The sequence below is a fragment of the Embleya sp. NPDC005971 genome, assembly GCF_040629175.1.
Classification (GTDB): Bacteria; Actinomycetota; Actinomycetes; order Streptomycetales; family Streptomycetaceae; genus Embleya.
Window position 1 is genome coordinate 101,300 of record NZ_JBEXUX010000022.1, and the last position, 20,382, is coordinate 121,681.

The 20,382-nt window shown below is 70.9% G+C and carries 21 protein-coding genes; 17 read left to right on the top strand and 4 right to left on the bottom strand.

The window, feature by feature from the left end; all coding sequences use genetic code 11:
* The first annotated feature begins 51 nt into the window (after positions 1-51).
* The 11 genes from ABZ374_RS20945 (at position 52) to ABZ374_RS20995 (ending at position 9,564) form a co-directional block, all read left to right on the top strand.
* The gene (locus ABZ374_RS20945; RefSeq protein ID WP_360313131.1) at positions 52-810 is read left to right on the top strand and encodes an ABC transporter ATP-binding protein; all 759 of its coding nucleotides are present in this window, start codon (positions 52-54) and stop codon (positions 808-810) included.
* A complete protein-coding gene (locus ABZ374_RS20950; RefSeq protein ID WP_360313133.1) occupies positions 807-1,544 on the top strand; it encodes an ABC transporter permease in 738 nt (245 codons plus the stop codon). Before ABZ374_RS20945 ends, ABZ374_RS20950 begins: the two co-directional genes overlap by 4 nt.
* 84 nt (positions 1,545-1,628) lie before the next feature.
* A complete protein-coding gene (gene proC, locus ABZ374_RS20955) occupies positions 1,629-2,438 on the top strand; it encodes a pyrroline-5-carboxylate reductase (RefSeq protein ID WP_360313135.1) in 810 nt (269 codons plus the stop codon).
* Positions 2,435-3,118, top strand: a complete 684-nt coding sequence (locus ABZ374_RS20960; protein WP_360313137.1) for an HAD family hydrolase — start codon at positions 2,435-2,437, stop codon at positions 3,116-3,118. Before proC ends, ABZ374_RS20960 begins: the two co-directional genes overlap by 4 nt.
* A gap of 65 nt (positions 3,119-3,183) precedes the next feature.
* Positions 3,184-4,383: an MFS transporter gene (locus ABZ374_RS20965; protein ID WP_360313139.1), complete on the top strand. Its 1,200-nt coding sequence runs from the start codon at positions 3,184-3,186 to the stop codon at positions 4,381-4,383.
* A 32-nt stretch (positions 4,384-4,415) separates the two neighbouring features.
* Positions 4,416-5,618 carry an acetoin utilization protein AcuC gene (locus ABZ374_RS20970; protein WP_360313141.1) on the top strand — a complete coding sequence of 401 codons (1,203 nt, stop codon included), beginning with the start codon at positions 4,416-4,418 and terminating at the stop codon, positions 5,616-5,618.
* Between the two features lie 54 nt (positions 5,619-5,672).
* Positions 5,673-6,491, top strand: coding sequence for a phosphatase (locus tag ABZ374_RS20975; protein WP_360313143.1), 819 nt, complete (start codon positions 5,673-5,675; stop codon positions 6,489-6,491).
* A 146-nt stretch (positions 6,492-6,637) separates the two neighbouring features.
* Complete coding sequence (locus tag ABZ374_RS20980; protein WP_020549639.1) at positions 6,638-6,841, top strand: helix-turn-helix domain-containing protein; 204 nt, start codon at positions 6,638-6,640, stop codon at positions 6,839-6,841.
* A 119-nt stretch (positions 6,842-6,960) separates the two neighbouring features.
* Complete coding sequence (locus ABZ374_RS20985) at positions 6,961-7,059, top strand: AURKAIP1/COX24 domain-containing protein (RefSeq protein ID WP_012854759.1); 99 nt, start codon at positions 6,961-6,963, stop codon at positions 7,057-7,059.
* Between the two features lie 287 nt (positions 7,060-7,346).
* Positions 7,347-8,381 carry an NAD-dependent epimerase/dehydratase family protein gene (locus ABZ374_RS20990; protein ID WP_360313146.1) on the top strand — a complete coding sequence of 345 codons (1,035 nt, stop codon included), beginning with the start codon at positions 7,347-7,349 and terminating at the stop codon, positions 8,379-8,381.
* Positions 8,374-9,564 carry a lysophospholipid acyltransferase family protein gene (locus ABZ374_RS20995; protein ID WP_360313148.1) on the top strand — a complete coding sequence of 397 codons (1,191 nt, stop codon included), beginning with the start codon at positions 8,374-8,376 and terminating at the stop codon, positions 9,562-9,564. The genes ABZ374_RS20990 and ABZ374_RS20995 overlap by 8 nt, the downstream gene beginning before the upstream one ends.
* 106 nt (positions 9,565-9,670) lie before the next feature.
* Here ABZ374_RS20995 and ABZ374_RS21000 read toward each other — a convergent pair whose 3' ends face one another.
* The 3 genes from ABZ374_RS21000 to ABZ374_RS21010 all read right to left on the bottom strand — a co-directional run bounded on the left by ABZ374_RS21000 (position 9,671) and on the right by ABZ374_RS21010 (position 13,048).
* Positions 9,671-10,900 carry a DUF5667 domain-containing protein gene (locus tag ABZ374_RS21000; RefSeq protein ID WP_360313150.1) on the bottom strand — a complete coding sequence of 410 codons (1,230 nt, stop codon included), beginning with the start codon at positions 10,898-10,900 and terminating at the stop codon, positions 9,671-9,673.
* 145 nt (positions 10,901-11,045) lie between these two features.
* Complete coding sequence (locus ABZ374_RS21005) at positions 11,046-11,831, bottom strand: ECF subfamily RNA polymerase sigma factor, BldN family (RefSeq protein WP_360313152.1); 786 nt, start codon at positions 11,829-11,831, stop codon at positions 11,046-11,048.
* A 311-nt stretch (positions 11,832-12,142) separates the two neighbouring features.
* Positions 12,143-13,048, bottom strand: a complete 906-nt coding sequence (locus ABZ374_RS21010) for an HAD-IB family hydrolase (RefSeq protein ID WP_360313154.1) — start codon at positions 13,046-13,048, stop codon at positions 12,143-12,145.
* Between the two features lie 163 nt (positions 13,049-13,211).
* Here ABZ374_RS21010 and ABZ374_RS21015 point away from each other — a divergent pair, with 163 nt between their 5' ends.
* The 6 genes from ABZ374_RS21015 (at position 13,212) to hemB (ending at position 19,511) form a co-directional block, all read left to right on the top strand.
* Positions 13,212-13,481 (top strand): glutaredoxin family protein, encoded by a 270-nt coding sequence (locus ABZ374_RS21015; RefSeq protein WP_360313156.1) that lies wholly within the window; start codon positions 13,212-13,214, stop codon positions 13,479-13,481.
* Positions 13,482-13,773: 292 nt separating this feature from the next.
* Positions 13,774-14,517 (top strand): redox-sensing transcriptional repressor Rex, encoded by a 744-nt coding sequence (locus ABZ374_RS21020; RefSeq protein WP_355534206.1) that lies wholly within the window; start codon positions 13,774-13,776, stop codon positions 14,515-14,517.
* 58 nt (positions 14,518-14,575) lie between these two features.
* Positions 14,576-15,904 carry a glutamyl-tRNA reductase gene (locus ABZ374_RS21025; RefSeq protein ID WP_360313158.1) on the top strand — a complete coding sequence of 443 codons (1,329 nt, stop codon included), beginning with the start codon at positions 14,576-14,578 and terminating at the stop codon, positions 15,902-15,904.
* The gene (gene hemC, locus ABZ374_RS21030; RefSeq protein WP_360313160.1) at positions 15,901-16,833 is read left to right on the top strand and encodes a hydroxymethylbilane synthase; all 933 of its coding nucleotides are present in this window, start codon (positions 15,901-15,903) and stop codon (positions 16,831-16,833) included. Before ABZ374_RS21025 ends, hemC begins: the two co-directional genes overlap by 4 nt.
* Complete coding sequence (locus tag ABZ374_RS21035; protein WP_360313162.1) at positions 16,830-18,437, top strand: bifunctional uroporphyrinogen-III C-methyltransferase/uroporphyrinogen-III synthase; 1,608 nt, start codon at positions 16,830-16,832, stop codon at positions 18,435-18,437. Before hemC ends, ABZ374_RS21035 begins: the two co-directional genes overlap by 4 nt.
* Before the next feature lie 75 nt (positions 18,438-18,512).
* The gene (gene hemB / locus ABZ374_RS21040; protein WP_360313164.1) at positions 18,513-19,511 is read left to right on the top strand and encodes a porphobilinogen synthase; all 999 of its coding nucleotides are present in this window, start codon (positions 18,513-18,515) and stop codon (positions 19,509-19,511) included.
* A 287-nt stretch (positions 19,512-19,798) separates the two neighbouring features.
* Here the strand turns inward: hemB and ABZ374_RS21045 are convergent, their stop codons facing one another.
* On the bottom strand, positions 19,799-20,290 hold the full coding sequence (locus tag ABZ374_RS21045) for a helix-turn-helix domain-containing protein (RefSeq protein WP_360313166.1): 492 nt from the start codon (positions 20,288-20,290) through the stop codon (positions 19,799-19,801).
* Between the last annotated feature and the right edge of the window lie 92 nt (positions 20,291-20,382).

A 20,382-nucleotide genomic window follows, 5' to 3' on the forward strand; every position in this document is an offset into this window, starting at 1 on the left:
AAACGTGGGCGATCGCTTGACGAGGGGAGGCGGGAAGCGCATATTCAACACATGATGAATTACGTCGGGGGCGACGCGATCCGGGCCGAGGGGCTGCGGGTCGAGCGTGGTGGGCGCGTGGTGCTCGACGACGTCTCGTTCGGGGTGCCGCGCGGGAGCGTCACCGGGTTGCTCGGGCCGAGTGGGTGCGGCAAGAGCACGCTGATGCGGGCGATAGTCGGGGTGCAGGCACAGGTGAGCGGGCGGCTGGAGGTGTTGGGCCGGCCGGCCGGGCATCGGAGGTTGCGCAGCGCGATCGGGTACGTGACGCAGGCGCCGTCGGTCTACGCGGACCTGACCGTGCGGGAGAACCTGCGCTACTTCGGCTCGATCCTGGGCGCCGGCGCGGGCGAGGTGGACCGGGTGCTCGGCGAGGTGGACCTGACCGATCGCCAGGACGCGGCCGTGGCCCGGCTCTCCGGCGGGCAGCGGGCCCGGGTCTCGCTGGCCGCCGCGCTGCTGGGCGCGCCGGAGCTGCTGGTGCTGGACGAACCCACGGTCGGCCTCGACCCGGTGTTGCGGCGCGATCTGTGGGGGCTGTTCCATCGGCTCGCCGCCGGTGGCGTCACGCTGCTGGTGTCCAGCCACGTGATGGACGAGGCCGAGCGCTGCGAGCGGTTGTTGTTGCTGCGCGACGGTGTGCTGCTCGCCGACGACACCCCGGCCGCGCTGCTGGAGCGCACCCGGACGCGGGACGCGGAGTCGGCCTTCCTCGCGCTGGTCGACGCCGCCCCCTCGACCGCCCCCTCGGCCTCCGGGAGCGCGTCATGACCACCGCCGCCACCGCCGCCACCGCACGCCGCGTGCTCGCCCAGTTGCGGCACGATCCGCGCACCATCGCGCTGATGCTGCTCGTGCCGTGCGTGCTGCTCACCCTGCTGTACTGGCTCTACGACGACCGACCGCAGCAGTTCGACCGGATCGGCGGGCCGCTGCTGGGGATCTTCCCGTTCGTGGTGATGTTCCTGGTCACCTCGGTGGCCACGCTGCGCGAGCGGTCCACCGGCACGCTGGAGCGGCTGCTCACGATGCCGATCGGCAAGCTGCAGCTGATCGGCGGCTACGCGCTCGCCTTCGGTCTGGTCGCCGTGGTCCAGGCGGTCGTGGCCACCGGTCTGGCGATCGGGCTGCTCGACCTGGACGTGGCCGGGCCGACCTGGCTGATCCTGTGCGTCGCGGTGCTGGACGCGCTGCTCGGGCTCGCCCTCGGGCTGCTGGTGAGCGCCTTCGCCAACACCGAGTTCCAGGCCGTGCAGTTCCTGCCCGCGGTGATCCTGCCGCAGTTCCTGCTGTGCGGGCTGTTCGTGCCCCGGGACGAGATGCAGCCGGTGCTCGAAGCGATCTCCGCCGTGTTCCCGCTGTCCTACGCGGTGGACGCGATGCTCCGGCTGACCACCGAAAGCGAGGTCTCCGGCCTGCTGCTTCGCGATGTCGCGGTGATCGCCGGCTGCGTGCTCGCGGCCCTCGCGCTCGGTGCGCTGACCCTGCGCCGGCGCACCCCATAGGACACGTGTACGTACCGTACGGTGGCCACTGGAGGCACCGGGCGTGCCTTCGGTGGAGCAACGAACGCGAGAAAGTGTGGGGCCATGGCTCAGCGGGTCGCCGTCGTCGGCACCGGGAAAATCGGTGAAGCGCTCTTGTCCGGGATGATCCGGGCGGGCAAGAGCCCAAGCGACCTCCTGGTCACCACGCGCCGGGCCGAGCGAGCCGAGGATCTGCGCCGCCGCTACGGCGTGGAGGCGGTCGGCAACGCCGAGGCCGCCAAGGCGGCCGACATCCTGATCCTGACGGTCAAGCCGCAGGACATGGCCGCGCTGATGGACGAGTTGGCCCCGCACGTACCCGCCGACCGGCTGGTCGTCAGCGGTGCGGCGGGCATCACCACCTCCTTCCTGGAGGCGCGCCTGGCCGCCGGCACCCCCGTGGTGCGGGTCATGTCGAACACGCCGGTGCTGGTCGACGAGGGGATGAGCGCGATCTCCGGCGGCGCGCACGCCGGCGAGGAACACCTGGCGCGGGTCGAGGAGATCTTCGGTTCGGTCGGCAAGACCATCCGTGTTCCGGAGAAGCAGCAGGACGCGGTCACCGCGTTGTCCGGCTCCGGCCCGGCCTACTTCTACTTCCTGGTCGAGGCGATGACCGACGCCGGCATCCTGCTCGGGCTGCCGCGTGCCGCCGCGCACGACCTGATCGTGCAGGCCGCGATCGGCGCGTCGGTGATGCTGCGCGACTCGGGCGAGCACCCCACACTGCTGCGCGAGGCGGTCACCTCGCCGGCCGGCACCACGATCGCCGCGATCCGCGAGCTGGAGAACCACGGCGTACGGGCCGCGCTGCTGGCCGCGCTGGAAGCCGCGAGCAACCGGTCGCAGGAGATCGCCGAGGGCCTCAAGTGAAGCCCGACCTGGTGCTGTTCGACAACGACGGCGTGCTGGTGGACAGCGAACCGATCGCCAATCGGGCGCTGGCCGGCCTGCTCACCGAGCTGGGCGTGCCCACCAGTTACGAGGACTCGCTGCGCGACTACCTCGGCGGCACCATGGCCCGCGTGCACACGATCGTCCGCGAACGGGACGGCGTCACGTTGCCGGACGACTTCGATCACGTCTACCACGAGCGGGTGTTCGCCGGGTTCCGGGCCGAGCTGGAGGCCGTGGTCGGGGTCGCCGACGTGCTCGCCGCCCTCGACCTCGCGGGTGTCCCGTACTGCCTGGCCTCCTCAGGCACGCACGAGCGCATCCGGCTCGCGCTGACCCGGACCGCGTTGATCGGGCATTTCCCCGACCCGGTGCGCTTCAGCAGCCAGGACGTCGCGCAGGGCAAGCCGGCGCCCGATCTGTTCCTGCACGCGGCGGCCACGATGGGCGTCGACCCGGCGCGCTGTGTGGTGATCGAGGACAGTCCGCTGGGGGTCGAGGCCGCGCGGGCGGCGGGGATGACCGTGTACGGCTATGCCGCGATGACTCCGGCGGAGCGGTTGGCGGACGCCGACTCGTTGTTCAAGGACATGGCCGACCTGCCGGAACTGCTGGATATTCGACCACTTTCGAACGGTTCGTCCGCTCACCGAATCTGACGATTCATCAAAAGATCTTCCCGGCCTCTGTCCGTCGAAGTGACCCGTCGGTAGCGTGCACGCCCATGCAGGTGACCGAACCGGCGGCGGAGCCGTTCAAGGACGAGATGTTGCGCCGGGCGCGGTTCAGCCTGCTCGCGTGCTTTTTGATCCAGGGCGCGTCCTTCGCCCTCCTGGTGACCCGGATCCCGGCGATCCAGCGCCGCTACGACATGGGCGACGGCACGCTGACCGCGGTCCTGTCGGTGGTGCCGATCGTCGCGGGTGTGGGCAGCGTGATCGCCGGCGCGCTGGCCAAGCGCTTCGGCAGCCGGTTGGTGCTTCGGGTCTCCCAGCCGATCGTCTGCGCGATCCTGATCGGCGTCGGCGCGGGCGATCGACTGTGGCAACTGGCCCTCGTGCTCTTCGTGTTCGGGCTCTCGCTGGGCGCGGTGGACGCCACGATGAACATGCAGGGCGTGGCGATCCAGGCCCGGGCCGGTCGCAGCATCATGCTCGGTTTCCACGCCTCGTACAGCCTCGGCGGCCTGGCCGGCGCCGGGGTCGCCGGACTGTGCGCGTGGGGCGACGTCCCACTGGGGTGGATGTACGCGGGAGCCGCCGTGCTCACCGTGCCGGCCCTGCTCGTGATCGGCCCCGGCTACCTGGGCACGGACGCCGCGATGCCGGTCGCCGACCCCGACCGCGCCGCCCGCAAGCTGCCCTGGCGCCCGCTGATCCCGCTGTGCCTGGTGATGACGTTCGCCTACATCGGCGACTCGACGGTGGCCAACTGGAGCGCGGTCTACCTGGAGAAGGTGCTGGACAGCTCCGAGGCGTTCGCGGTGGTCCCCTACATCGCGTACATGGTCACCACCTTGATCGGCCGCAGCGTGGGCGACCTCGGCGTGCGCCGCTGGGGCATGGTCAACGTGGTCCGCGGCGGAGCCGTCGTCGCCGCCGCCGGCTTCGCGGTGGTGCTGGCCGCCCCGCACGCCGCGGTGGGCCTGCTCGGCTTCGTGATCCTGGGCGTGGGCCTGTGCGTCCTGGTCCCGCAGACGTTCGCCGCGGGCGGCCGACAGTCGCCGCAGGACGCGGACGAGGCGGTGGCCCGGCTCAACATCTTCAACTACGTCGGCTTTCTGGTCGGCACCCCGCTCGTGGGCGGGATCGCCGACCTCGCCTCGTTCCGCGTCGCGATGCTGGTGCCGCTGTTCCTGGTGCTCGCGGTGGTGCCCCTGGCCCGCGCCTTCGCCCCGCACGGTGAACCCGCTCACGACCGATGATCGCGGGCCGGCCCGGGCGGTAGCGTGACCGCATGAGTCGAGCGGTGCAGGTGATGTGGGACGACCGGATGACCGGTTACGACTTCGGCTCATGGCACCCGATGAAGCCGCTACGCCTGCGCCTGACCATCGACCTGATCCGCGCCTTCGGCCTGCACGAGCTGCCGCAAGTGCGGGTGTGCGCACCGCCGATCGCCACCGACGGACAACTGGCCACGGTGCATGCCGACGCCTACGTCGCCGCCGTGCGGGCCGCCTCGCACGATCCCCGAAAGGCCGATCCGGCGTTCGGGATCGGCACCGAGGACACCCCCGCGTTCGCCGACATGCACGAGGTGTCCGCGCTGATCGCCGGCGCCTCGATCGCCGCCGCCGACGCGGTGTGGCTGGGACCGGAACACCCGGACGGCGCCGACCACGCGATCAACTTCGCGGGCGGGCTGCACCACGCGATGCCCGCCGCCGCGGCCGGATTCTGCGTCTACAACGACCCCGCGCTGGCGATCGCGCGGCTGCTCGAACTCGGCGCCGAGCGGGTCGCCTACGTGGACGTCGACGTGCACCACGGCGACGGTGTGCAGCAGGCGTTCTGGAACGACCCGCGCGTGCTCACCATCAGCCTGCACGAGAGCCCGCGTTTCCTGTTCCCGGGCACCGGCTTCCCGGACGAGGTCGGCGGCCCGGACGCCGAGGGCTTCGCGGTCAACGTCGCGCTCCCGCCCGGGATCGCCGACGCGGCCTGGCTGCGCACGTTCGACGCGGTGGTGCCGCCCCTGCTCGCGGCCTTTCGCCCGGACGTGTTGGTCACCCAGCACGGCGCGGACACCCACGTGGAGGACCCGCTCGCCCATCTCGCGCTGAGCCTGGACGCGCAGCGCACGGCGCACGCCGCACTGCACGCGCTCGCGCACGAACACGCCGGCGGGCGCTGGATCGCCACCGGCGGCGGTGGCTACGCGGCCGTGGACGTGGTCCCGCGCACCTGGACGCACCTGGTGGCCGAGGCGGCCGGAGCGCCGATCGAGCCCACCCTGGAGGTGCCGCTCGACTGGCGCGAGGAGGTGCGGATGTTGACCCGCGAAACCGGACCACAACGCATGACCGACGGCGGGACCGGCGATTTTCGGCCATTCTCTGCGGGCTACGACCCGGCGGACCGGACCGACCAATCAATTCTGGCCACCCGACGTGCGGTCTTCCCGGCGCACGGTCTCGACCCGATGTTCGACCTGTGACCCGGCGCCCCCGACGCCTGCCGTGACCTCGACCCGTGACCCAAGGAGCTGTGCGTGACCGTTGCGGTTCCCACCCCCGCGGAGCTTCGCTCCCACCTCGTGCGCGGCCGGATCGCCGGCGACGTGGCGACCACGAGGGAGAACAACCTCCGGCACTACCGACTGATGAGCGAGCGGCACCCCGGCCATCTGTTCGGCCTCGAACCGGACGGCCGGTGGAACCCGGACGAGGTGTTGGCACTGATGGTGCGCCGGTGCGGAGTGGTCGCCGACCCGGCCCACCGCAGCGGCCAGGACACCATCGACCCGGATCTGACCATCGCCGCCCTGGACGCGTACGCGGACCGGGTGGCACTGGCCGCCAAGCGCCGCGAGCGGGTGATCCTGGCCACCGGTCACCCGAACGGACTACAGGATTGGTACCGCACCCTGGCCCGGGTGCTGCGCGAGGCCGGCTGTACGATCCTGCGCCCCGCCGCCGGATGGACCTATCGCACCCCGACCGCCGAGGGCGGGCAGAGCCGCACGGTCCGGTATCGGGGCGACGTCGCGATGGTCGTCGACGACGAGGGAGACTTCCGGCACACCCATTCCGCACGTGGCGTCCGGGCGATGCTGGCCGAGTTCGCCGCCGCCCGCGAACCGCTGCCGGATCTGCTGATCGGTGACCACGGCTGGGCCGGAGGTGCAGGTCAGGCGGGTGTTCCCGCGATCGGCTTCGCGGACTGCAACGATCCCGCGTTGTTCGTGGCGGCCGAGGAGGGCCGGGTCGAGGTGGTCGTCCCGCTCGACGACAACGTCGCGCCGCACCTGTACAAGCCGCTCATGGCCTACGTCCTCGATCGGTCCGGACTGTCCGGAATCAATCCATAAAACGGCCTGATGGGCGATTCAGGTGGGATAACTACTCCTCTTCCCCACTGGTACCACACGCCACTACTCTGGAGGGACGCACGTGCGTGTGGCAGTCGCCGGAGGGGAAGCCGGCGCCCGACGCGTGCTGAATGGTTCGGTGCGTCATGGCTTCTGGAGAGAGGCCTCTCAACGAGGTCAACTTCTTGACTGTGGCCGAGGTGGCCGCGGTGATGCGGGTGTCCAAGATGACGGTGTATCGCCTGGTCCACAGTGGCGAGATGCCGGCCATCAGGGTTGGTCGGTCCTTCCGAGTTCCGGAACAGGCCGTCCACGACTACCTGCGAGACTCCTACGTGGAAACAGCGTAGGGGGGCATTACGGACCGCCTCGTTTAGAGGTGGGCCGGGGCGGCGAGTAGGCTGGCCCCCAGTTGTGCGGGCTGATCCGGCTCCGCGCGGTAGGAACGTCACGTGAGCGAGGGTTGTCGGTGGGCTCTGTCATCAAGAAGCGTCGCAAGCGCATGGCGAAGAAGAAGCACCGCAAGCTTCTCAAGAAGACGCGTGTGCAGCGTCGCAACAAGAAGTAGGCATCCCACCGGCGTATGCCGCTGAAGCCTTGGGCGACCGCCCGACGTGTTCCCTTCGGGGGACGCGTCGGGCGGTCGTCGTGCGTTTCGGGGTGTTGCGCGCGGATGTCCCGGGCACGCGGATGGGCGGAACGCGTGTGAACGCCTCGTAAACCCGCGCCCGGCGGGTAGTCGGTACGGATACGTTGGAACTTGTCGTCTCGCGTATGCGTTCCGTAACCATTCGGCTGCATGCCGATCACCCGGCGATCACCTGGCGAGCAAACATGGGCGGGGGGAGGCACGACATGGGACGTGTCGTCATGGTCACCGGCGTGGCCGGCGACCCGGGCGCCGATTTCGTGCGGATGATCCGCGACGAACCCGGCGTCGATCGCGTGATCGGGGTCGACCTGGTCGAACCCGCGTCCGCCCCCGACGGGGTGGACTTCGTGCTCGCCGACATCCGCAACCCGATGATCGCCAAGGTGGTCGCGTCGGCCGCGGTGGACACCGTGGTGCACCTGAGCCCCAGCGAGGTGCCGCCGACCCACGGCGGCGCGGTCTCGATCAAGGAGACCAACGTCATCGGCACCATGCAGCTCCTCGCGGCCTGCCAGAAGGCCCCGTCGATCCGCCGCCTGGTGGTGCGCTCGACCACCGCCGTCTACGGCGGTTCGCCGCGCGACCCCGCGCTGTTCGCCGAGGACACCGAACCGCGCGTGCAGCCCACCGGGGGCTGGGCCAAGGACGCCGTCGAGATCGAGGGCTACGTGCGCGGCTTCGCCCGGCGCCGGCCGGATGTCGCGGTCACGGTGCTGCGGTTCGCGCCGCAGCTCGGGCCGCGGACCGATTCGCCGATGGGCTCCTACTTCGGGCTCCCGGTGTTGCCGACGGTGCTCGGCTACGACCCGCGCCTGCAGTTCGTGCACGAGGACGACCTGTTGGAGGCGCTGCGGATCGCCGTATCGGCCGATCGGCCCGGCACCTACAACATCGCCGCCGAGGGGGTGCTGTTCCTGTCCCAGGCCGCGCGTCGGCTGGGTCGACCGGTGTTGCCCTTCCCGGCCGCCGCGGTCGGGCTGGTCAATCAGGGTTTGCGCCGCGCGGGTTCGGTGCACCTGTCCGCCGAGCAGGTGCGGCTGCTCACCCACGGGCGTGTGGTCGACCCCACGCGTGCCCGGGAGAAATTGGGCTTCGTCGCGGCCAGGACCACGGCCGAGACGTTCGCCGACTATGCCGGGGGTCGACATTCGGCCGGCCTGCTCGACCCCAGGCGCCTGGCACAGGTGCCCGATCGACTCGCCACGTTGCTGCTCACCAGGAGGAGCCCCGATGGGTGACGCCCGGATCATTCCCTTCGACGGTGCCACCTCCGGCGCGCGTACCCCCGCGCCCCGGTCGGGGCGACGGCCCACCCGACCCGCTCGGGCGGTCCGGGTGCCCGAGCCGGTCGAGGGTGAGGTGCCGGTGCGGTCGATCGAGGCGCGCCCGACGCGGGAGCGGCCGGCCGGCCGGGGCGAGGAGAGCACGGGCGAGGAGAAGGCGGACGCCGGTGCGGGGCCCAGGCGGGCACCGGCGGGCGGACGGGAACCGGGGACCGGGCGTTCGTTGCTCGGGTCGCTCGCCGGCGCGGTCGGCGGGGTCGTGGGCGGTGCCGCCGCCGGGTTGTTGGACGGGGTGGCCGGGCCGGGTTGGGAGGACAAGGCCGCGGACGGGCTCGCCTTCCTCCGCCGGCGGATCACCGGCGACTACGAGGTGGACGAGTTCGGTTTCGACCCCGAGCTCAACGACAAGCTGATGGCCGCGCTGCGGGTGGTGTACGAGCAGTACTTCCGGGTCGAGGTCAGCGGCCTGGAGAACATCCCGGCCAAGGGCGGCGCGCTGATCGTCGCGAACCACTCCGGCACGCTGCCCGTGGACGCGTTGATGACCCAGGTGGCGGTGCACGACCACCACCCCGACCAGCGCAATCTGCGACTGCTCGCCGCCGACCTGGTCTTCCAGCTACCGCTGGTGGGGTCGGTGGCGCGCAAGAGCGGGCACACCCTCGCCTGCCACGCGGACGCCGAACGCCTGCTCGCGAAGGGTGAATTGGTCGGCGTGTGGCCCGAGGGCTACAAGGGTCTGGGCAAGCCGTTCAGCGAGCGGTACAAGCTGCAACGCTTCGGCCGCGGCGGTTTCGTCTCGGCGGCGCTGCGCACCGGGGTGCCGATCGTGCCGTGCTCGATCGTGGGCGCCGAGGAGATCTTCCCGATGGTGGGCAACGTGCGCACGCTCGCCCGCCTGCTGAACCTGCCCTACTTCCCGGTCACCCCGACCTTCCCGCTGCTGGGCCCGCTCGGTCTGGTGCCGCTGCCGACCCGCTGGCGGATCGAGTTCGGCGAGCCGATTCGCACCGACGCGTACGCGCAGGAGGCGGCGGACGACCCGATGGTGGTGTTCAACCTCACCGACGAGGTGCGCGAGACGATCCAGCACACCATCTACCGGCTGCTGATGCAGCGTCGGTCGGTCTTTTTCTAGGCGCGTCCCGCACGGTCGGGAGCGTTCCGCGGTACAACGCGAGTGGCTCGTGGACGTCGTCCACGAGCCACTCGCGTTGTCGCCGGGGGCGAGCCGGGGTGCCGACTCAGCCGGGCGGATCCTCCTCGGCGGGACCGAGCAGGTTGAGCCCGATGCCGGGCAGGCCGGGCAACAGCGGCGGGAGGATCTGACCCTTGGGCGTCTTCGCCGGGGTCGGGGTGGTGCCCGCGCCGCCGGATTGGGCGGCGGGACTCTCCGCCGGTGCGCCGCCCAGGAGCGGGATGTTCAGCCCCGGCAGCAGGCCGCCGTCCTGCTGCGGTTGTGGCCGGGGGGCGGAACCGCCCGGCGCCGCCGAGCTGTTCGGATGCGGTGCGTCGTTCGCCGCGGTGCCGCCCGGGGGCTGCTGGGCGAGCGGTTGGGATCCGGTGCCGGGTGCGCCGCCCGGGTTCGCGCCGGGAGCGGCCGGCGATCCGTCGGTGCGCCCACCGTCGGCGGGCTCGGCCGAGGTCTTCCCGGCGGTGCCCGCGATCGGGGCGACCTGCTCGTTGATCGCGGTGAGCAGGGTGCGGACCCGGTCGCGCTCGGAGGACAACTCCGGCGGGAGCCGGTCGCCGATCCGATCCATGCGCTCGTGGCCGGCGCGGGCGAAGTCGGCCAGATTGCGCATCGAGCCGTCGCTGCCGCTCTTGCGGAAGTGGTCGGTGAGCAGCGCACGACCCTTGTCGGCCTCGTCGCGCCAGTCGTCGAGCACCTGCCGCAGGTGTCGCACCGTCGCCTTGTCGGCGGGCGTGTGGCCAGCTCGCCGGAGCAACTGTTCGGCCTCGCCCATGCGGGTCTCGGCCTGCTGGAGATAGCGCTCGCCGCGCTCGTGATCGTTGTCGGCGAGCGAGATCTTGAAGTCTTCGACCGTGCGCTTGACGCCGTACGTCATGTCGCCGGGCAACGCGTCGGAGCTGGCATAGGCCACCCCGCCGAGGCCGCCGCCGGTGACCACCACGAACGCGCCCGCGATGGCCGCGCGCCGACGCCAGCGCACGGTGCGCGGCGGGGCGGTCGGCTCCTTGCGGCGATGGGCGCCGCGGGGAGCGGGCACGGTGGCCATGCCCTCGGTCGCGGGCAGTGCCGCGGCCTCGTCCAGCAGACGTTGCCGTAGCGCGGCTCGAAAGTCCGTGCTCGGCACCGGCGCCGACTCCGACCGATCACGCAGCAGCTCGGCGGTCCGCAACAGCGGAACCAACGCGGGCAGAGGATCTGCCGATCGGTTGTTGCGGTCGTTCTCGTCGAGGGCCCGCGCGAAGGCGTTCGCGGGTCGCCGATCCAGGGCCGCAATGCTCACTGGCCGCACCTCCTCCCCCCGGATGTCCGTCCAGGGAAGTCTCCGGGTCGGGGGCCACAGGGCGGCTCCCCGCCGCAACGATCCCCGAAGGGGGTCGCTATCCGGGAGAACGAGCCGACGGCCCCGAAGGTTACGGAAGTGTGATTCACCGCACGTCCTCGGGCAGCAGCCTGGCGAGCGTCCGTACGGCGCGGTATTGCAACGTCTTGATCGCCCCCTCGTTCTTACCCATGATCTGTGCGGTCTCCGCGACCGAGAGTCCCTGCAGGAAGCGCAGGGTCACGCACTCCTGCTGTTGGGGGTTGAGCTTGTGCACGGCGTCCAGGAGGGCCGCGTTGGACAACGATTCCAGGACGCAGTCCTCGGGGCTGGACTCGACCTCGTTGGCGTCGAGCATCTCCCCGGTGGTGACTTCGAGGCGGAATCGGCTGGACTTGAAGTGGTCGGCGACCAGGTTGCGCGCGATGGTCACCAACCACGCGCCGAAGTCGCGGCCCTGCCAGGTGAAGGTGCCGATCCGGCGCAGCGCGCGCAGGAAGGTCTCGCTGGTCAGATCCTCGGCGACGGCACGGCCGCCGACCCGGTAGTAGATGTACCGGTAGACGGTGTCGAAGTAGTTGTCGTAAAGCTGGGCGAAGGCATCGCCGTCGCCGTCCTGGGCGAGTTCGACGAGGGCCATGATGCGGCGGGCCTCGCCGTCCGGACCCGGTCCCCGGGTGTATCCGGAGCCTCGGGTCGGACGGGTCGGTTCGGTGGTGCCGGCGCGCGCCGCGAGGGCGAAGCCCACGGGCCGACCCGAGGTCGCGCAACAGACCCCGGCTCCGTAACCGGCGGTGGCGGCGAAGCCTACGGACGGAGGGGCAAAGCTCGCGCACACCGCCGCACGCAGTGTCGCCAGCCCGGACACGTCAACCCGGACGATTCGGTGCACGGGACTCCCTGTTGCTTCAGCGGTAATTACGTTCGGTGCGGAATCGATCACCCATAGTAGGGAAGTTGGATACCGCTGTGCGCCGATCGAGAATAACGCTTAGTAAAGGAAGGGATACCAAGTGTGCCCATCGGCGTTGTGAAGCTACCGGGATCGACCGCTGTTGTGTGCTCTTTGCGTGTTTGCCGGGTTGTCCCGGGTCAGGTGTGCTATATGCGGACAACTCGCCGCCGTTCGGGCGTCCCCGGGCAGCCCGAAACAACCCCCTCGTCGCAGGTCGCAGGGGGTGCGCGGGGGTTTCGGTGGGCCGCTCAGACGCGGCCGGGCACCCGACGTCGTACGGCGGTGCCGGCGACCAGCGCGCCGGCGACCGCACCCACGCCGGCGGCGGCCGGCAGCCCGATGCGGGCGGCCTTGCGACCGGTGCGGTAGTCCTTCACGCGCCACCCGTACGCCCGGGCGTGGCGGCGCAACCGCAGATCCGGATTGACCGCGCACGGATCGCCCACCAGGGTCAACATCGGGATGTCGTTGGCCGAGTCGCTGTAGGCCGAACAGTCGGTCAGGTCCAGGCCCTCGCGGTCCGCGAGCGCGCGCACGGCCTCCGCCTTGGCCTCGCCGTGCAGCAGTTCGCCGACCAGCCGACCGGTGTACACGCCGTCACTGGTCTCCGAGACGGTGCCCAGCGCGCCGGTCAGGCCCAGTCGGCCGGCGATCGTGGTGGCGATCTCGATCGGTGCGGCGGTGACCAGCCAGACCTGTCGGCCCGCGTCCAGGTGCATCTGGGCCAGCCCCCGGGTGCCCGGCCAGATCTTGTCCGCCATGCACTCGTCGAAGATCTCCTCGCCGATCACCCGGATCTCCTCGACCGTATGGCCCTTCGCGAACGACAGCGCGGCCTCCTGGGCGTCACCCACGTGGCCCATGTGCTCGCCGCCGAGCCGGAACCGGGCCTGCTGCCAGCCGAACCGGGCGATGTCGCGGGCGCCGAGAAACCGGCGGGCGTACAGCCCCCGGGCCAGGTGGAAGATCGACGCGCCGCGCATCACGGTGTTGTCCAGGTCGAAGAACGCGGCGCCGATCGGGGTGGGCAGGCCGTCCTCGCCGGGGGCGCGTGGCGGGGCGCTCGCGTGCGCGGCGGCGGCAGCGGCCTCGCCCGCCCGCACGGCGCTGTCGTTGGTGTTCTTGGTCGTCGATCGCCGGCGCAAGAGAACCATGTGGTCGAGCGTAGTAGGCGTGTATTGCGACTGTGTGGCGGTTGTCTTGCCGCGCCGCGCCGCGTCGGTGAAACCGGGACCGCGCCGACTCGCCCGCGCCGTCGGCGCCCCGGAGCGCGGGCGGCCTTCTGGCCGGCGCCCCCGACGGGTGACAATCGAGGACGTGAATCTCTTCCGCCGCCGCGCCGACGCCGCGACCCACACCGTGACGCTGCTCAGCAAGCCCGGTTGTCACCTGTGTGACGACGCCCGTGTCGTCATCGAACGGGTGGCCGGGGAACTGGGCGTGACCTGGACGGAGGTCGACATCACCGGGGACCCGGAGCTCCAGCACAAGTACTGGGAGCAGATCCCGGTGACGTTGGTGGACGACCGGCAGCACGATTTCTGGCGAGTGGACGAGCGGCGGTTGCGCCGGGCTCTGGGGGGCTGACCGTCCGCGCGCCCCAATCGTTCGGCCCGACGCCGGCGGCGGGGTCGACGCAGGGGGCCGCCGGAGGGAAATTTTGCCGACACGTACGGTAGGGGGTCGTGCACGATCGGCCACCACGACTACGCATGGACCACGCGGACGTCACCTCGTGTGACCGAGTTCACGCTCCGATTCGGAACCAAGGCGTGATGAGCATCACGACAGGCGCTCAAATCGGACACCTACTTTGTGCGTACGTTCACAAAAGCCTAACCTGGCAATCGAAATCCCAGGTCCCACCCACAGGAGCAGCGTGGCTACAGGGCGTACCGAGCGACCGGCGCAACGGGGACGTGGCATCCCCGAGGCGACGGTGGCGCGGCTTCCGCTGTACCTCCGGGCGCTCAGTGCGCTGTCGGAGCGGGGTGTTCCCACGGTCTCGTCCGAGGAACTCGCCGCTGCCGCCGGGGTGAATTCAGCGAAGCTGCGCAAGGACCTGTCGTATCTCGGCTCCTACGGCACCCGTGGGGTCGGTTACGACGTCGAGTATCTCGTGTACCAAATCTCGCGTGAACTCGGGCTCACCCAAGACTGGCCGGTCGCCATCATCGGCATAGGAAATCTGGGTCACGCCCTGGCCAACTACGGTGGATTCGCCTCGCGCGGGTTCCGCGTGGCGGCGCTCCTGGACGCCGATCGGGCGGTCACCGGTCAGCGGATCGCGGGCATGGCGGTGCGGCACATGGACGACCTCGAGCAGATCGTGCGCGAGGACCACGTGTCGATCGGCGTGATCACCACGCCCGCGCCGGCCGCGCAGGAGGTGTGCGACCGACTGGTCGCCGCCGGGATCACGAGCATCCTGAACTTCGCGCCGACCGTGCTCTCGGTTCCCGAGGGGGTGGACGTGCGCAAGGTGGATCTGTCCATCGAACTGCAGATCCTGGCCTTCCACGAACAGCGCAAGTCCGGTCTCGATCCCGTCGCGGGACCGGTTCCGGCGCGACCCTCGAAGCCGGGGGAACGCGGCGATCTCCCCGAGGTGATGCCCGCGTGACCGGCTGTCGCGTGGGTGTCGCGCCCGCGAACACGGCGAACAACGGTAGGAAGACACCATGAGTGTCCTGGCGGTCGGTCTGAGTCACCGCACGGCCGAGGTCGGTCTCCTGGAGCGCGTCTCGGTCTCCGGGACGGCCCAGGAGGCGCTGCTGCACGACCTGATCGCGGCCGAACCGGTGGGCGAGGCCGTGCTGCTGTCGACCTGCAACCGGGTCGAGGTCTACGCGGACGTGGATCGCTTCCACGGCGGTGTCACCGAGCTGGGCAACCTGTTGTCGCGGCACACCGGCGTGCCGGTGTCCGAGCTGACCCCGTGCCTGTACGTGCACTACGAGGACCGCGCCGTCCAGCACCTGTTCTCGGTCGCCTGCGGACTCGACTCGATGGTCGTCGGCGAGGGACAGATCCTCGGCCAGATAAAGGCCGCGCTGGCGCTCGCGCAGACCCACGGCACCGCCGGTCGGGTGCTCAACGAACTCACCCAGCAGGCGCTGCGGGTGGGCAAGCGGGCGCACACCGAGACCGGCATCGACCAGGCCGGTCGCTCGCTGATGACGGTGGGGCTGACCCAGGCCGAGCGCTCGATGGGCCCGGTCGAGGGTTGCCGGGCACTCGTGGTGGGCGCGGGATCGATGAGCGCGCTGGCCGCCAAGACGCTGCACCGCGAGGGCGTCGGGCACATCGTGGTGGCGAACCGCACCTACGAGCGGGCCGAACACCTGGCCGAGTCGGTGGCCGGCCGGGCCGTGCCGATGTCCGCACTGCCGGACGCGCTGTCCTCGGTCGACCTGGTGGTCTCCTGCACCGGCGCGGCCGGTCTGGTGATCGGCCGGGACGAGATCGAGGCGGTGCTCGCGGTGCGCCGCGAGCGCGGCGTCGAGCAGCCGCTCGTGTTGATCGACCTGGCGCTGCCGCGCGACATCGACCCGAGCGTGCGCGAGCTGGACGGCGTCGTACTGATCGACCTGGAACGGCTCGCCGAGGTCTCCGCCGGCACGGCCGGCGAGGCCGACGTGGACCTGGTGCGCAAGATCGTCTGCGAGGAGGTCGCGGCGTTCGCGACCGCCCAGCAGGCACAGCAGGTCGCGCCGACCGTGGTCGCACTGCGCAGCATGGGCTCGGACGTGGTCAGGGCCGAGCTGGACCGGCTGGTCGGTCGGGTTCCGGAGATGGACGACCGGGTGCGCGCCGAGGTCGAGCAGACCGTGCGGCGCGTGGTGGACAAGCTGCTGCACGCGCCGACGGTGCGGGTCAAGCAGTTGGCCGGCGAGCCCGCCGGCTCGTCGTACGCCGAAGCGCTGCGGATGTTGTTCGACCTCGACCCCGGCACCCCCGAGGTGGTCCGCCGGGCGGACGCCCCCGACGCAGTGGAAGGTGTGGCGTGACCGAAGCACCGTTGCGGCTGGGCACCCGGCGCAGCAAGCTGGCGATGGCCCAGTCGGGGCACGTCGCCGACGCCGTCACGCGGCTGACCGGCCGGGCCGTGGAGTTGGTGGAGATCACCACCCACGGCGACACCTCGCGCGAGCAGCTCACCCAGATCGGCGGCACCGGCGTCTTCGTCAACGCCCTGCGTGACGCGCTGCTGGCCGGCGAGGTCGACTTCGTCGTGCACTCGCTCAAGGACCTGCCGACCGGCGACGCCGAAGGGGTCGCCCTGGTGGCGATCCCGCCGCGGCACGATCCGCGCGACGCGCTGGTGGCCCGGGACGGGCTCGCGCTCGCCGAGTTGCCGGCCGGCTCCCGGATCGGAACCGGCTCGCCGCGCCGCGCCGCGCAGTTGTTGCTGCTCGGGCTCGGCCACGAGATCGTGCCGATCCGCGGCAACGTCGACACCCGGATCGGCTTCGTGACGTCCGGCGAACTCGACGCCGTCGTCCTGGCCAAGGCCGGCCTCGGCCGCCTGGGCCGTGCGGAGGAGGTCACCGAGACCTTCGATCCGCTCCACATGCTGCCTGCCCCCGGTCAAGGGGCATTGGCCGTCGAGTGTGCGGCACACGATGTCGCCCTCGTCGAACTGCTCGCCGGTTTGGACGACTCGGACACCCGAGCCGCCGTACTGGCCGAGCGCACGCTGCTCGCCGTGTTGGAAGCCGGATGTTCGGCTCCGGTCGGCGCCCTCTGTGAGGTCGCCGAGGGCGAGCAGGTCACCGAGCTGTACCTGCGGGCCGTAGTCGCGAATGTCGACGGCACCGAAAGCGTACGGTTGTCCGCCACCGGAACCCTCGACGAGGCGGAGAAGATCGGGCGCGAACTCGCGGCCGAACTCCTCGCCCGAGGGGCCTCCGGTTTGATGGGGGAGCGCGTCCCTTGAGCCCCAGAGCGAAGAAGAAGCCCAGCGGCATCGTGACCTTTGTGGGTGCCGGTCCCGGCGACCCACGACTGCTCACACTGCGGGCCATCGAGGTGCTGGCCGAGGCCGATGTGGTGGTCGCCGACGAGGCGACGCTGCGCCAGGTCCTGTTCCACTGCAAGAGCGGCGTCGAGGTCCTCGACCCGGTGACCGGTGACGACGGGGAACTCCTGTCCGCCGTTGCCCGGGCCAAGGTCGTCGTGGCCGCCGCGCGGTCGGGCAGGCAGGTCGTCCGGGCCGTGGCGGGTGACCCGTGCGTGGACCAGTCGGTCACCGACGAGGTCACGGCGGTGGCGAAGGCGAAGATCGTCTTCGAGGTCGTGCCGGGCGTCCCGGTCAGCACGGCCGTGCCCACCTACGCGGGCATCCCGCTGCACGCGGCCAAGGGCAGCGGTGGCGTGCGTGTCCTCGACATGGCCGAGGCATCGATCGACTGGGCCACGGTCGGCTCCGTCGACGGCACGCTCGTGCTGCGCGGTGGACTCGACTCGATCGCCGAGATCGCCCAGGAACTGGTCGCCGGCGGTCGCAAGCCGGCCACGCCGGTGGCGGTCACGGTCAACGGCACCACCACCGAGCAGCGCACCCTGGTGAGCACGCTCGCCCAGGTGGCCTCCGACGTGCGGTCCGCGAAGATCACGCTGCCGGCCGTCGTGGTCGTCGGCGAGGTGGTCGCCCAGCGCGACACCCTGTCGTGGTTCGAGACCAAGCCCCTGTTCGGCTGGAAGGTGCTGGTTCCGCGCACCAAGGAGCAGGCGGTCACGCTCTCCGAGCAACTGCGCTCGTACGGCGCGGTGCCGCACGAGGTGCCGACCATCGCGGTCGAGCCCCCGCGCACGCCGCAGCAGATGGAGCGGGCGATCAAGGGCCTGGTCACCGGCCGCTACGAGTGGATCGCGTTCACGTCGGTCAACGCCGTGCGCGCGGTGCGCGAGCGGTTCGAGGACTACGGCCTGGACGCGCGTGCCTTCGCGGGCATCAAGGTCGCGGCGGTGGGTGAGGCGACCGCGCGGGCGCTGGTCGAGTTCGGCGTCAAGCCGGACCTGGTGCCCTCGGGCGAGCAGTCCGCCGCCGGGTTGCTGGAGGACTGGCCGCCGTACGACCCGGTCTTCGACCCGATCGACCGGGTGTTCCTGCCGCGCGCCGACATCGCCACCGAGACGCTGGTGGCCGGGCTGGTCGAGCTGGGCTGGGAGGTCGACGACGTCACCGCGTACCGCACGGTGCGCGCGGCGCCGCCGCCGGCGGACACCCGCGAGGCGATCAAGGGCGGCGGCTTCGACGCGGTCCTGTTCACGTCGTCCTCGACGGTGCGCAACCTGGTCGGCATCGCGGGCAAGCCGCACGCGGTGACGGTGATCGCGTGTATCGGCTCGGCGACCGCGAAGACCGCCGAGGAGCACGGTCTACGCGTGGACGTGATGGCTCCCGAGCCGTCGGTCTCCGCGCTGGCCGAGGCACTCGCGGAATTCGGTACGGCGCGTCGCGCGGCTATGGTCGAGGCAGGCGACCCGGTGACTCGGCCGAGCGAACGGCGGCCCGGGTCGCGGCGGAAGGCCAAATAGGTTTGCTGGAGTGGCGGGCGCGACGCTTGGTCGATTGGGTGTCGGGCCGCCCATGAGGAAGGCCGAGTAGTTCTGATGTCGTACCAGGCTGACGCATCGTCAGGGTTTCCCACGCAGCGCCCCCGGCGGTTGCGTACGTCCCCGGCGGTGCGCCGCCTGGTCGCGGAGACCCGGCTGCATCCCGCCGAGTTGATCCTGCCGCTGTTCGTGCGCGAGGGCGCGAGCGAACCGGTGCCGATCTCCTCGATGCCGGGCGTCGTGCAGCACACCCGTGACTCGCTGCGCAAGGCCGCGCACGACGCGGTCGCGGCGGGGGTCGGCGGGCTGATGTTGTTCGGCATCCCGACGGTCAAGGACGCGCTCGGCTCGGCGGGTTTCGACCCCGAGGGCGTGCTCCAGGTCGCCATCCGCGACGTGGTGGCCGAGGTGGGCGCCGACGCGGTGGTGATGTCCGACCTGTGTCTGGACGAGTTCACCGACCACGGGCACTGCGGTGTGCTGGCCGCGGACGGCTCGGTCGACAACGACGCGACGTTGGCCGCGTATGCGCGGATGGCCGTGGTGCAGGCCGACGCGGGCGTACACATGGTCGGGCCCAGCGGGATGATGGACGGTCAGGTCGGGGCGATCCGGCGGGCGTTGGACGATGCCGGGTATCTGGACGTGTCGATCCTGGCGTACAGCGCGAAGTACGCGTCGGGCTTCTTCGGTCCGTTCCGCGAGGCGGTCGAATCCACGCTCCAGGGCGACCGGACGACCTACCAGCAGGACCCGGCCAACGCCGAGGAGTCGGTGCGCGAGGTCCTGTTGGACGTGGCCGAGGGCGCGGATCTGGTGATGGTCAAGCCCGCGATGTCGTACCTGGACATCATTCGGCGGATTGCCGACGAGGTGCATGTGCCGGTGGCGGCCTACCAGGTCAGCGGCGAGTACGCGATGGTCGAGGCGGCGGCGGCGAACGGCTGGATCGACCGGGACCGGGTGGTGCTGGAGACGCTCACCTCGATCCGGCGCGCGGGGGCGTCGTCGATTCTGACGTATTGGGCGACCGAAGTGGCGCGGAAGTTGCGGTAGTGGATCACTCGTTCCGGTGATGGGCGGTCGAGTCGGATCGGCTCGACCGGGGGCGGCATGCGGTCGTCGGGAACGGCTTCGACGGCTTCGACGGCTTCGACGGCTTCGACGGCTTCGACGGCTTCGACGGCTTTGCGACGGTGACCGTGCTTGCGGATCCCGAGCCCGCCAAAGGTGACTACACGTCCGAGACGCGGGTTGCTCGGGGAACGCCCGTTTCCCATGCACGTGGGACCGCTCAAGGGCTTTCACGATCGAGCCGGAGATCACCGCTCGCTGATTGGGCGTCAGGACCCGAGTCGCGCCACGGCTGTGGGTGGTAGGTGTCGGGCGAGCAGGGCCAGTGCTTCGGTGACCCGGGTGACCACCTGCTCGTCGGTGGTGGCCAGCACGCGTGCCAAAACGTCCTCGATGCCGGCGGCGCGGACCTCGGTGACCCTTGGGGACGGGTCGGCGGCCGGGCGGACCAGTAGCCGGCGGCGGTCGGTGGGGTCCTGGGTGGTTTCGATCGAGCCGGTCTCCTTGAGCCGGGCCACGGCGGTGGAGACCTGACTCTGGGGCAGGCCGGTACGGCGGGCGATCTCGCCGACGGCGCTGTCGGGGTGGGCGACGATGTCGCTCAGGGCGATCAGCACGGAACGTGTGCCGCCGGGGTGGCGGTCGGTGCCGTCCGTGGGCGCTTGGGGGGCCGGGAGGGCTTCCTCGCCGATCTTCATGAGGGTGCGGCCCAGGAGGAAGAGGTCGACCGGGGTCAGGGGTGGCTGCGGTGGGGTCGTCATGGGCGGATAGTACATCGAGATGGATGCATCTCTGCTGATGCATCAGTTTTAATGCATCGTTATTGATGTATCGGATTTGATGAATTACGGTT

Bases quoted from the DNA above. Each gene is read 5' to 3' on its own strand.
- ABZ374_RS20945 (WP_360313131.1), top strand. From the start codon at position 52: ATGATGAATTACGTCGGGGGCGACGCGATCCGGGCCGAGGGGCTGCGG.
- ABZ374_RS21010 (WP_360313154.1), bottom strand. From the start codon at position 13,048: ATGGTTCTCTTGCGCCGGCGATCGACGACCAAGAACACCAACGACAGC.
- ABZ374_RS21045 (WP_360313166.1), bottom strand. From the start codon at position 20,290: ATGACGACCCCACCGCAGCCACCCCTGACCCCGGTCGACCTCTTCCTC.
- ABZ374_RS20965 (WP_360313139.1), top strand. From the start codon at position 3,184: ATGCAGGTGACCGAACCGGCGGCGGAGCCGTTCAAGGACGAGATGTTG.
- proC (WP_360313135.1), top strand. From the start codon at position 1,629: ATGGCTCAGCGGGTCGCCGTCGTCGGCACCGGGAAAATCGGTGAAGCG.
- hemB (WP_360313164.1), top strand. From the start codon at position 18,513: ATGTCGTACCAGGCTGACGCATCGTCAGGGTTTCCCACGCAGCGCCCC.
- ABZ374_RS20970 (WP_360313141.1), top strand. From the start codon at position 4,416: ATGAGTCGAGCGGTGCAGGTGATGTGGGACGACCGGATGACCGGTTAC.
- ABZ374_RS20980 (WP_020549639.1), top strand. From the start codon at position 6,638: ATGGCTTCTGGAGAGAGGCCTCTCAACGAGGTCAACTTCTTGACTGTG.
- ABZ374_RS21025 (WP_360313158.1), top strand. From the start codon at position 14,576: ATGAGTGTCCTGGCGGTCGGTCTGAGTCACCGCACGGCCGAGGTCGGT.
- ABZ374_RS20990 (WP_360313146.1), top strand. From the start codon at position 7,347: ATGGGACGTGTCGTCATGGTCACCGGCGTGGCCGGCGACCCGGGCGCC.
- ABZ374_RS20950 (WP_360313133.1), top strand. From the start codon at position 807: ATGACCACCGCCGCCACCGCCGCCACCGCACGCCGCGTGCTCGCCCAG.
- ABZ374_RS20995 (WP_360313148.1), top strand. From the start codon at position 8,374: ATGGGTGACGCCCGGATCATTCCCTTCGACGGTGCCACCTCCGGCGCG.